This is a genomic window from Kribbella sp. NPDC002412 (assembly GCF_053592935.1).
The window spans coordinates 1-10,110 of sequence record NZ_JBSFBL010000117.1 but is presented as its reverse complement, the minus strand read 5'-3'; the positions used below and the strand labels follow the sequence as shown (position 1 = coordinate 10,110).

At 69.6% G+C, this 10,110-nt stretch carries 13 protein-coding genes; 5 read left to right on the top strand and 8 right to left on the bottom strand.

Annotated features, from left to right (window positions below; translation table 11 throughout):
• Positions 1–110: 110 nt before the first annotated feature.
• A complete protein-coding gene (locus tag ACWCOV_RS41170; protein ID WP_449834823.1) occupies positions 111–533 on the bottom strand; it encodes a DUF3040 domain-containing protein in 423 nt (140 codons plus the stop codon).
• 378 nt (positions 534–911) lie between these two features.
• Positions 912–1,664: a class I SAM-dependent methyltransferase gene (locus ACWCOV_RS41165; protein ID WP_449834822.1), complete on the bottom strand. Its 753-nt coding sequence runs from the start codon at positions 1,662–1,664 to the stop codon at positions 912–914.
• 191 nt (positions 1,665–1,855) lie between these two features.
• Here ACWCOV_RS41165 and ACWCOV_RS41160 point away from each other — a divergent pair, with 191 nt between their 5' ends.
• Positions 1,856–2,215 carry a cupin domain-containing protein gene (locus tag ACWCOV_RS41160; protein ID WP_449834821.1) on the top strand — a complete coding sequence of 120 codons (360 nt, stop codon included), beginning with the start codon at positions 1,856–1,858 and terminating at the stop codon, positions 2,213–2,215.
• A gap of 79 nt (positions 2,216–2,294) precedes the next feature.
• On the opposite strand, the gene ACWCOV_RS41155 is transcribed toward ACWCOV_RS41160, so the two are convergent.
• The 4 genes from ACWCOV_RS41155 to ACWCOV_RS41140 all read right to left on the bottom strand — a co-directional run bounded on the left by ACWCOV_RS41155 (position 2,295) and on the right by ACWCOV_RS41140 (position 4,975).
• Entirely contained in the window at positions 2,295–3,506 is a 1,212-nt protein-coding gene (locus ACWCOV_RS41155) for a DUF480 domain-containing protein (protein WP_449834820.1), read from the bottom strand.
• Positions 3,507–3,674: 168 nt separating this feature from the next.
• Positions 3,675–3,929 carry a hypothetical protein gene (locus tag ACWCOV_RS41150; RefSeq protein ID WP_449834819.1) on the bottom strand — a complete coding sequence of 85 codons (255 nt, stop codon included), beginning with the start codon at positions 3,927–3,929 and terminating at the stop codon, positions 3,675–3,677.
• Positions 3,930–3,995: 66 nt separating this feature from the next.
• Positions 3,996–4,469 (bottom strand): SAV_6107 family HEPN domain-containing protein, encoded by a 474-nt coding sequence (locus ACWCOV_RS41145; protein ID WP_449834818.1) that lies wholly within the window; start codon positions 4,467–4,469, stop codon positions 3,996–3,998.
• A complete protein-coding gene (locus tag ACWCOV_RS41140) occupies positions 4,466–4,975 on the bottom strand; it encodes a DUF6504 family protein (protein ID WP_449834817.1) in 510 nt (169 codons plus the stop codon). The genes ACWCOV_RS41145 and ACWCOV_RS41140 overlap by 4 nt, the downstream gene beginning before the upstream one ends.
• 430 nt (positions 4,976–5,405) lie before the next feature.
• On the opposite strand from ACWCOV_RS41140, the gene ACWCOV_RS41135 reads away from it, so the two are divergent.
• A complete protein-coding gene (locus ACWCOV_RS41135) occupies positions 5,406–5,981 on the top strand; it encodes a DM13 domain-containing protein (RefSeq protein WP_449834816.1) in 576 nt (191 codons plus the stop codon).
• Positions 5,982–6,003: 22 nt separating this feature from the next.
• Entirely contained in the window at positions 6,004–6,474 is a 471-nt protein-coding gene (locus ACWCOV_RS41130) for a YbaK/EbsC family protein (RefSeq protein WP_449834815.1), read from the top strand.
• On the opposite strand, the gene ACWCOV_RS41125 is transcribed toward ACWCOV_RS41130, so the two are convergent.
• Both ACWCOV_RS41125 and ACWCOV_RS41120 read right to left on the bottom strand, forming a co-directional pair.
• A complete protein-coding gene (locus ACWCOV_RS41125; RefSeq protein WP_449834814.1) occupies positions 6,461–7,198 on the bottom strand; it encodes a nucleotidyltransferase domain-containing protein in 738 nt (245 codons plus the stop codon). The two genes, ACWCOV_RS41130 and ACWCOV_RS41125, sit on opposite strands and share 14 nt — an antisense overlap.
• 10 nt (positions 7,199–7,208) lie before the next feature.
• The gene (locus ACWCOV_RS41120; RefSeq protein ID WP_449834813.1) at positions 7,209–9,116 is read right to left on the bottom strand and encodes an N-acetylmuramoyl-L-alanine amidase; all 1,908 of its coding nucleotides are present in this window, start codon (positions 9,114–9,116) and stop codon (positions 7,209–7,211) included.
• A 161-nt stretch (positions 9,117–9,277) separates the two neighbouring features.
• Between ACWCOV_RS41120 and ACWCOV_RS41115 the strand changes: the two genes are divergently transcribed.
• Together ACWCOV_RS41115 and ACWCOV_RS41110 are read left to right on the top strand one after the other, a co-directional pair.
• Positions 9,278–9,889, top strand: coding sequence for a DUF4126 domain-containing protein (locus ACWCOV_RS41115; RefSeq protein ID WP_449834812.1), 612 nt, complete (start codon positions 9,278–9,280; stop codon positions 9,887–9,889).
• Positions 9,889–10,110, top strand: a 222-nt coding sequence (locus tag ACWCOV_RS41110; RefSeq protein WP_449834811.1) for an FAD-dependent oxidoreductase, incomplete at its 3' end; no start/stop codon positions are given. The genes ACWCOV_RS41115 and ACWCOV_RS41110, both read left to right, overlap by 1 nt.

The window sequence follows — 10,110 nt, the reverse complement described above, 5'->3', positions numbered from 1 at the left end:
CGGATCGCCGCGACCAGCTCGTCGGCGCGTTCCGGCGACTCGGTGAAGTCGGCCCACCAGGGACGCGGGTGTGGATGTCGGCCGGTTACGCGCTCAGGCGCGCCGCGCCGTCAGAGGTCTTCGTCGCGGCGGCGCCGCCAGCGGTCCTCCATCCGCTCCATGAAGCTGCCGGACGAGTCGTGCTTGGTCCGGTGCCGCTTGGTCGGCGGCGGAGGCGGCGGCGGGATGTCGTCGGCGTCTCCGGCGTTGCTGATCCGCTTCATGCTCAGCGCGGCGATGTAGAGACAGGCGACCATCATCACGAAGCCGATGACTCCGATGATGGTGTTGGGGATGATCGCGCCGGTCATCAGAACAGCGATGCCCAGCACGAATCCAACGCCGGCAAGCACTGCCCGGCGCTTGTAGTACAAGCGCACATTGGTCCCTCGCATGGCGGAGACGAACTTCGGGTCTTCCGCAGCAAGGGCACGTTCGAGCTGCTCGAACTGGCGCTGCTCTTCTTCCGAGAGGGGCACCGTCGATCCCTCCATGATGAGCGCGATCTCGATAGGCCGACTCCAGTCTAGGCCGCGCTTGCCTCACACGAAACCCTGACCGCCTGTCCAGCGCGTCACGGTCCCGCAACTGCCCACGACATCCACCCCTCAAACCCACCAAACGCCGCGTGTCGCCCCCATGACCCCGCACCGGTCTATTCCACGCCGACCTCAGCCGGCCCAGCCGCCAGGCCCTGCTCCCGTCGCACCTGAGGTGATCAACTCCACCTCAGTGCACCCCGGCGCCGCCCGGCAGCAGTCACCGGCCCATCACCCTCCGTCGACCAGGAACCCGTGTGACCCAGAACACAAGTACGGCGTGTCGCCCGCTGAGCGCCATACCTGATGCCGACGAGCTCGGGGACTCCCGGGTCAGCGGGTGGCCAGGATGTGCAGTTGGGTCGCGAGCGCCCGGAAGGCCGGGTGCTGGCTGGCGGCGCGCTCGAGCTCGGCCAGCGACTCGGCCGCGCCCGGCTCGGAGTCGACGAACGCAGACGGGACGAGGTCGGCGAACGTGCGTACGCCGTGCACCGTGTGCACCATGAACCCGGCGTCAGCCAACTGCGCGATGATCCCCGCCTCGTCGAATCGCCGCGGCATCGGATCCGTCGCACCCCAGCGCCCGTCCGGATCCTGCAACGCGATCCGCGCCTCGGCCAGGTGCCCCGCGAGCGCGCGAGCGAGTACGACAGCGTTGCGCTGGGCAACGAGCAGGCTGAGTACGCCGCCCTCCCGCAGTACCGACGCCATCGCCTGCAGCGCCTGCACCGGGTCGTCGACGACCTCGAGCACGCCGTGGCACAGTACGGCGTCCGCGCTCGACTCACCCGCGAGACCGGGAAGCTCAGCCGCGTCACCCTGAACGCCACGAACCAGCGCGCTGACGCCTTCATCGCTGGCCCGCCGCTCGAGCGAGGCCAACGCGTCCGGGCTCGGATCCACCACAGTCACCCGGTGGCCCTCGACGGCCAACGGCACCGCGAACCCACCGGTCCCACCACCCAGGTCGACGATGTCCAACCCGGCCTCAGGATCAACCCGCGCCCGCCCCGCCAGCGCCACCCGCAAAGCCTCGGCCACCAGCGCCGTCCGCACAGACCGCCGCCGCCGATCGACCATCGTCATAACCCTCCTCAACCCAGTCCCCCGCCCCGCCACACCCTACTTCCCCGCCACCCCCGGCCAGGGCCGCACCACCCGGGGCGACTGGTGCCGGGCGTTGTAAGCGGACGTTAAGAGGTGGCGTCTGTCGCAGGGCGGCGGGGAGCGCCATCGTCGGAGAGAAGGGGAAGTAGCACCGGTTAGGGAGGGAACCCATGACCATTCACAGCAAGTCCTTCGACGAGCCCGACGAGCGCCGTACGCCGGACAAGACCACCGTCGACGTGGTCAAACTGCCGGGAGCCAGCGTCGCGCGCATCACTTTCCAGCCGGGCTGGCGGTGGTCCGAGTGCATCCGTCCCGTCGTCGGCGGCGACGCCTGCCAGGTGCGGCACGTCGGCACCTTGATCTCCGGCGAGATGGAGGTCGTCCACGACGACGGCACCAAGGCACGCGTGCTCCCGGGTCGCGCCTACATCATCGAACCCGGCCACGACGCCTGGGTCGTCGGCGACGAGCCCGCCATCGCCTTCGAGTTCGAATCCCAGGCTGCCGAAACCTACGCCAAGAGCTGACCTACCAAGTTCCAGGCGAACGCGACGTGCCTCAAGCCCGAGGCCGAAGTACTGCCACGCCGGCGTGCGAGCAGCGGGGTCAGGCGGGGGTTCGGGCTATGACGTAGAGGCGTTGGGTTGTTTCTTGGTGGGTGGGCAGGGGGCCTCTCAGGTACCACTCGATGTCGACCAGGCCGGCGGATTCGATCAAGGTGATGATGTTCGCCGGGTCGTGGAGGACGAAGTCGAGGTTGACTTCATGGCCGAAGAGGTTGGTCACGTGGCGGACCTCGGTGCCGGCGTGGAGGGCCAGGACCAGCCAGCCGCCTGGGTCCAGGGGGCGGGTCAGGGCAGCGATGGCGGCCGGGAGTTCGGCAGGGGCCAGGTGGATCAGGGAGTACCAGGCCAGGACTGCGGACCAGCCGGAGGTTGTGGGAGGCCGGCCCAGGCGGCGGAGGTCGCCGACCTCGAAGGTGTGGTCGGGGAACCGGCGGCGGGCTTCCTCGACCATGGCGGGTGAGACGTCGATGCCGGTGGCGTCGGCGTCATGGTCGGCGAGGTAGGCGGTGATGTGGCCGGGGCCGGAGCCGACTTCCACGATCGGCCGTCCGGCGGCGTGGGCGAGGACGCGGTCCAGGAGCCAGGTTTCGAACGGCAGGACGTCCAACTCGTCGATCAGCTGGTCGGCGTAGGCGGTGGCGACAGCGTCGTACGACGAACGCACTCGAGCATCCCGTGTGTCCGTGCCCTCGGCGATCACCACGTCGCGGTCGACGGCTGGGGCGGCGGGCTGGGCGGCTTCGTCCGGCACTGGGCCCAGGAGGTGGATCCAGCGGCGGTCGTGCTGGCCGGCGCGGCGTTCGAGTTCGCGGACCAGCGGTTCGGGGCGGGCGGCCATCCGGCGGAGGCAGGCTTCGACGTCGGATCGGTCCGGGAACGGGTGCAGGCGTTCGGTGCGGGTGCGCAGCTCGCCGGGTGCTTGGGCGCCTCGAAGGAGCAGGACCGTGAGCAGTGCGCGTTCGTCCGGTTCGAGGCCTAGGCGCTCGTCGAGGGTCTGGTGGTACTTCAGGGTGCGGCGGCCGGTGTCGGCCCAGACGATCCGCAGGAGTCCTCGGTCCCTGAGCGAACGCGCGGTCTGCTCGACGGTCGATTGGTCGTAGTCGACGACGGGATCGCGGTTGCTGGTCTGGTTGCAGGCGGTGCGCAACGCGTTGGCGGTGAGCGGGTACGACGCCGGCACCGTCGACTGCTTCTCCATCAGGCTTCCGAGGACCCGCTGATCCTCACCATCGAGCACAGGAAGTTCACTCACCCTGCCGACCCTAGTTCCCAGCCCCCCAGAACAGTCCAGGCAAATCCCCGAAACCCAACAGGGCGGTCAGGTCGCGTTTGGCAATTCCTCGCCGTAGCAAGCAGGTGGTCGGTGCGGCGAGGTGCCGTGCCGAGGGCGCGCAGTAGATGGGGAATTGCCAGCCACGGCCTAGCCGGGCTGGTAGGTCTCGGGGTCTATGAGGGCTACGGGTTCGAAGGCGGTGCCGTTGCAGCGGGGGCAGGTGGTGTCGGCGTGGGTGCCGGCGCCGGCGCATTTGCTGCAGAGGCCGTCGTGCCAGGAGTCGCCTTCGATGGAGTGGTGCGGGTTGGGGTAGTGGGTGTCGGGGAGGTAGCACTCGACGCCGGTGACGGCGTGGACGCGACCGCAGACGTCTTTGCCGATGCCCCGGCGTAGCTCACTCACAGGTTGGTTCTCCCGAGTCCGCAATCAACAAGGTCAGGCCGTCAGCCGGTCAACAGCGCCAAGCGGTCAGCTGGCTTGCATCCAGGGCTGGGTCAGGACGGACTGGGGGTCCGTGGTGGCGGTGAGGGCCGAGTTGTCGGACAGGCGGAGGCTGGTCTCGACCAGGTCGTAGAAGGTTTCCACGGCGCGGACGAGGTCGTCGGCCTCGCGGGTGGTGACCGCGCGCTCCAGCCCGGCTTCGGCGGCCGCGCGCTGGGATGCGCCGGCGGCGAAGAAGGTGGCCCACTCGCCGAACTCGGGCGCTACCTCGGCGAGCAGCACCCAGGCGTTGCGCTGGACCCGCCGGCGGGCGCCGGAGCGGACCGGGCGGGCGCGGACGGCGAGGACCGCGGCCGCGACTCGGAGCGCCGCGACGTGGGCGCTCGAGTAGCGGATCAGGTGGTCGCTCGTCTCCACGGCCTCGGCCAGCGCGGCTCGTGCGCGGGACAGTTCGCGGCTGGCCGCGCCGGCGGCCGCCGGGGATACCGGTGAGACAGTCATCGGTCCGTCACCCTTTCCAGTTGCCAGCGGCCGGAGTCCGGGTCGTGCGCGAGATCGAACAGCTCACGCCGACCGTGCCGGCCGCACCCCGCCTCTACTCGGAACACCGCACGCCGCGGGCCCCAGTCCGCATCCAGCACGCCGACCGCCGCCGGGCTCTCGGTGAGCCCGGTGGTGGCGCTCCCGGCGGGAGCGAGGGCGGTGGTGCTCCCGCCGGGAGCGGGCGCGGTCAGGCAGTCGGTGCGAGATCGGGGGCTCGCCGACGCCACCGCGCCGTCCAGGTGAGTAGCCGCGGCGGCTACCCGGGTCGATCCGGGGCGGGCGTCGTACGACGGGCCGAGGCCGGCGCCGATGATGCCGCGCTCCCACCAGGCGGCGGTCTCGGTCCAGCGGGCCTGGACGGAGCACACGCGCCAGAGCCGGCCGCGCCAGAGGAACTGCGCCGGGGTCTCGACGCCGTCCACGACGTCCGAACGCACTTCCACGGCCTCGTCGAACTCCCACATGCTCCATCGCCTCCTGTGTACGAACGGTTGCTCCCGTTCTCGATCGAGAGCTAGCGCCTGACCGACGGCTGGTTCCGGGGCCCGGCGGACGGGCTCGAGGTGGGGGTCGAGGACCACCTCGGCGCCCGGCCCGCCGGGACCACCGGTTTCCGATGCGGCCGCAACTCCGCACCGGAGCCGTCCAGCTGTCCGGATCACCCCCGGCCGGCCTCCCGACGAAACCGGGGCGGAGGTAATCGAACATCTGTTCGAACACGAACAGCGTATCGTCGGCCGCCGACAAACGTCAACGGGCCGTAAGCCCGGCGCGCCGCCACGCGACCGATCCGCCGTCCACACTGGAGAACACGCAGCACTGGAGACGCCGGAGACACCCGGCAGCCGCCGGAACTCACCGGAGAAGTGCCCCAAGGAGCCGGAAGGAACGCCGATGCCGAGACTGACGAAGCGCTGGCGGGCAGCGGTGATCGCCGCGGCGGCGGTGGCCGTCGTGGTCATCGCGGTCGCGCTGCCGCTCTTCCAGCCGTGGCGGCTCTTCACCGACAAAGTCGTCGACGAAGCGCTGCCCGGCGCTGCTCCGATCTCCACAACTTCATCGTCGACGACGCCACCGACAGTTTCCGCGCAGCAGCAGACGCGGCAGCCAACCACGCCGACCGTTCTGCTGACCGGGAAGCTGATCACCCACGAGCACGAGACCGAAGGCACCGTCGCCGTCCTCAGACTCCCCGACGGCTCCCGGGTCCTCCGCCTGGAGAACCTGAGCACGTCCGACGGCCCCGACCTGAAGGTCTGGCTCAGCGACGCCCCCACCATCCCCGGCCGCAACGGCTGGCACGTCTTCGACGACGACAACTACGTCAGCCTGGGCAGTCTCAAGGGCAACCACGGCAACCAGAACTACGTCATCCCCAAGGACGTGGTTCTCGGCGACTTCCGCAGCGTCGCGATCTGGTGCGACCGCTTCAACGTCTCGTTCGGGGCAGCCGAGCTCAAAACGGTGTGACAGGCCGCCTAAGCTCACGAAGGTGAGCAACCATCCCAACGTGCAACGCGTGGCCGACGCGCTCCGGGCGGCCGGGGCCACCGGCGAGATCGTGATCCTCGACGAGGCGGTGCCGACCGCGGCGGCCGCGGCGGCCGAGCTCGGCTGCGAGGTCGGCGCGATCGCGAACAGCCTGATCTTCGACGGCGACGGCGCCCCGGTGCTGATCCTGACGTCCGGCGCGCACCGGGTCGACACCGCGAAGGTCGCCGCCGAGCTGGGCATCACCAAGCTGCGCCGCGCCACGCCCGAGTTCGTCAAGGAGCACACCGGCCAGTCGATCGGCGGCGTCGCCCCGGTCGGCCACCCGCACCCGGTCCGCACCTACGTCGACACCACCCTCGAGCAGTACGACGTCATCTGGGCAGCCGCCGGGATCCCCCACTCGGTCTACCCCACCACGTACGCCGAGCTCCTCGAGGTGACCGCGGGCACCCCGATCACGGTGAACTGATCACCGCGGGAATCGCCGCCTGCAGAAACACCTGCGTCAGCACCGCCCGCCGCTGACGCCAGAACGGGTTCACCGGGCCCGCCGGACCGTACCGCCGGCGGGCGACATCCCGTACGACGCTCTCCGGCGCACCCAGTGCCGGAAGCACACCCAGCGCCGCCCGCTTCGTGATCAGTTCACCGGAAGTCAACGTGACGTGGGCCCGCGCAACCGTCACCATCCCCAGGTCGACCCAGATATCGGCGTACCAGGGCTTCCGGCGTGCTGTCACGGGTAACCAGAACGACCGCAGATCTTCACGGATGAAGGCGAACAGCTCGGCGTCGCTGGTTGCTGGTAGCAACGAGGTGGGCGGTGGGCCGTACAGCGACCTGTCACCCAGGAGCAGCTCTCGCCGCGTCACCGGTGTCACCCGCCGGTCGAAGTACCGCTCCTGGGCAAACGTCGGATGCCGAACCGACGGATCCGCCAGCTCGGACGCGAGCATGTACGAGCAATGCAGCTTCGACGCCAACGGCGAGGCCGCCATGAGCCGCCGGTGAAGGTCGGCGACAGCCGGCGGTGGTGGAGACGAGACCACGGCCACCACGTCGAGGTCGCTCCGTCCTGGCTGGAAGTCGCCCAGTGCCAGCGACCCGTGCAACCAGATCGCCTCGACGTCGGCGATCCGGCGGACCGACGTGACGAAGCCGTCCAGCAAGGACTGGACGGCTTCGTCGATCACAGCAAGCAGCTTAGACAGCCGGCCTCAGGTCCACGTCGGCAGCACGGACGTAGGCCATCCGGTGGCCGAACCAGATCTGGTAGTACCGGTCGTTGCCGATCACCTGGACGTGGTCGGTCGGCGGCTCACCGGCGAAGGTGACAGCGCGGTAGTAGTCGGTCTCGATGGACGGGTCGCCCACCGGGTAGGCCTGACCGGCGCCGATCGAGTACTGCAGCGGCGTGACCACCTGGTACGGGATGCCCTCCGGGTACGCCGACTGCTCGGGGTAGGCCCGTCCGTACACCGGCACCGACGCCTTGCCCGCCTTCGGCTTCACCACGAGACCCGGCTTGGCGAACGCGTCCGGCGCCGACGCCGGGCTCTTGAACCAGGCGAGCGCCCCGAGGTACCAGACCGCCACCCAGTCCCCTTGCCGCTGCGCCACGACGTACTGCGAACCAGCGGCCGCCCGTGCACCGATGTCGGACACCACAGTTGTGCTGGCCGAGCCGTCCGGGCGCAGACCGATGTCCTTGACCAGCGGTGCCGCGTCGTCCGGCGCCTGCCGCAGGTAGACGAAGTTGGTGCCCTGCGGCGTGCACGTGGTGCCCGCGCCGGTGCAGTTGGTCAGCACCTGCACGTTGTCGTCGAACCCGGGCTTGATGGTGACGATCGAGCCCGCCTTCACCGGGAACACGGACTTGCCCCAGATCGGCGCGCCGAGCAGGTCGAAGTAGTGCTCCCAGTCCCAGTACGGTCCCGGGTCCCAGTGCATGCCGCGGACCGTGCTCGGGATCGTCCCCGGGATCTGGTCATGGCCGATGATGTGCGCGCGATCGAGCGGGATGTTGTGCTTGGCGGCCAGGTAGCGCACCAGCTTGGCCGAGTTGCGGTAGAGCGACTCGGTGTACCAGGTCGCGCCCTGGGCCGCGAAGCCCTCGTGCTCGATGCCGATGCTGTGCATGTTCACGTACCAGTTGCCGGCGTGCCAGGCGACGTCGTCGGCCTTGACGTGCTGCCAGGTGTGGCCGTCGGACGAGCGCATCGTGTACTGCCAGCTCACGTACGTCGGGTCCTGCACCAGGTTGAGCGTGCCCTGCCAGCCGCCCTCGGTGTCGTGAACGATGATGTAGTCGATCTTGCCGGTCTTCGGCCGGTTCGCCAGGTCGTGGTTGCCGTAGTCGCCACCACCCAGGTCCTGGTACGGCGCCGGCAGCCACTCGCAGCCCAACTCCGCCGGACACTCCGTACCGGCGCTCGAACCCTGCACCCCGGCCGGCAGCGACAGCTTGTTCACCTGGGTCTTGTCCGGCGTGACAGCCAGGGCAGGCATCACGACCTGCTGCCCGGTGTTCGTCGTACGGGCGGCACCGCGCGCCATGATCGCGTAGACGTCGTCAGCGAAGGCCGCCGCGGCCGCGCGGTCCGAAGCCTCCGCGTACGACGCCACTGCGCCGTACCACTGGGCAGCCGAAGTGTCGGAGCCGACTGGGAGGCCGAGGTTCCGTTGGTACGACGCCAGCAGCGCGGCGCCACCCTCGATGTTCGCGGCGGTCTCATTGCGCAGGGCAACCGGGTCCAGCCCGGTCAGCTCGGACGCCTTGTAGAGAGTCCGCAGCGACTCGGCCTTCGCGACCTTGCGCTTGCCGGAGAGGTCCACGACCGCGGTGGGGTCGACGGCGGTCAGGTGCATCGGCCCGTAGCCGCCGTCGGTGCTCGACGCGCCCTGGTGGTCGTCCCAGCGGGTCTCCGCGTACGACACGGCCAGCAGCACAGACTCTGGTACGCCGTACTTCGCGGCAGCCGCGCTGTAGGGAGAGGCAGCGGGATCCGGTGTCGACGCGGATGCGGGTGGACCGCCTGACGACACGCCGGTCACGGTGATGGCCAGCGCTACCGCAGCCAATGCGGCGAGAATCTTCGGACGACGACGCATGTTGTTCTCCTGAACCGACGGCGGGGATGCCGGTCACACAGACTGGCAGCCTGATCACTGTGAGTCGAGGCGACCCGGAAGTCAACGGTTAACCAAAACTCGCCACAAAAGGTTCAATACTGACAGCAGCGGTGGCGACAGAGGGTTACGGGAGCAGGACGATGGAAGCGTTGCCGTTGGCGTTCACGACCGGCTGGGCGAGTGGGATCAACGCCTACGCCTGCGTGCTGATCCTCGGCCTGCTCGGCCGTTTCGCCGGCGCCGACGACGTGCCGGAGGCACTGACCAGCAACGGCGTGCTGATCGCGGCCGGGGTGCTGTTCGCCTTCGAGTTCGTCGCCGACAAGATCCCGTACGTCGACTCGGCCTGGGACGCGATCTCGACGGTGATCCGGCCGACCGTCGGCGCGATCATCGCCGCGCTGCTGTCCGGCGAGGCGAGCACGCTGGAGCAGGCCGCGATCGCCACCGCCGGCGGCCTGGTCGCGCTGCTCTCGCACGCGGTGAAGTCGAGCCTGCGGCTCGCGATCAACACCTCCCCCGAGCCGGTCACCAACATCGCCGCGTCGTCCGGCGAGGACGTCGCGGTCGCCGGTGTGGTGACGCTGGCCGCGTTCCATCCGGAGGCCGCGCTGATCATCGCCGGCATCCTGCTGCTGCTCGGCCTGATCGGCGTGTACGTCGCCTTCCGCTTCATCAAACGTGGTTGGGCCAGGTTCAAGGCCTGGCAAGAGAAACGCGGCGCCCCGGCGACTGGGAGCAGTGCTGTCTGATGGCAAGAGTGATAGTCATCGGGGCCGGCCTCGCCGGTCTCGCCAGTGCAGTCCGCCTGGCCAAGCTGGGACACCAGGTCACCATCTGCGAGCGTGACGAGCGTCTCGGCGGAGTGCTGGGCCGCATCGAGGCAGACGGCTTCAGCTGGGACGCAGGCGCAGCCAGTCCGACGCTCCCGGCCGCCCTGCGTGACCTGTTCCGCAAGAGTGGTCGCCCGATC

Excerpts from the sequence above, each read along its gene's own strand:
- ACWCOV_RS41170 (WP_449834823.1), bottom strand. The coding sequence starts at position 533 with ATGGAGGGATCGACGGTGCCCCTCTCGGAAGAAGAGCAGCGCCAGTTC.
- ACWCOV_RS41165 (WP_449834822.1), bottom strand. The coding sequence starts at position 1,664 with ATGACGATGGTCGATCGGCGGCGGCGGTCTGTGCGGACGGCGCTGGTG.
- ACWCOV_RS41160 (WP_449834821.1), top strand. The coding sequence starts at position 1,856 with ATGACCATTCACAGCAAGTCCTTCGACGAGCCCGACGAGCGCCGTACG.
- ACWCOV_RS41145 (WP_449834818.1), bottom strand. The coding sequence starts at position 4,469 with ATGACTGTCTCACCGGTATCCCCGGCGGCCGCCGGCGCGGCCAGCCGC.
- ACWCOV_RS41140 (WP_449834817.1), bottom strand. The coding sequence starts at position 4,975 with ATGTGGGAGTTCGACGAGGCCGTGGAAGTGCGTTCGGACGTCGTGGAC.
- ACWCOV_RS41135 (WP_449834816.1), top strand. The coding sequence starts at position 5,406 with ATGCCGAGACTGACGAAGCGCTGGCGGGCAGCGGTGATCGCCGCGGCG.
- ACWCOV_RS41120 (WP_449834813.1), bottom strand. The coding sequence starts at position 9,116 with ATGCGTCGTCGTCCGAAGATTCTCGCCGCATTGGCTGCGGTAGCGCTG.
- ACWCOV_RS41115 (WP_449834812.1), top strand. The coding sequence starts at position 9,278 with ATGGAAGCGTTGCCGTTGGCGTTCACGACCGGCTGGGCGAGTGGGATC.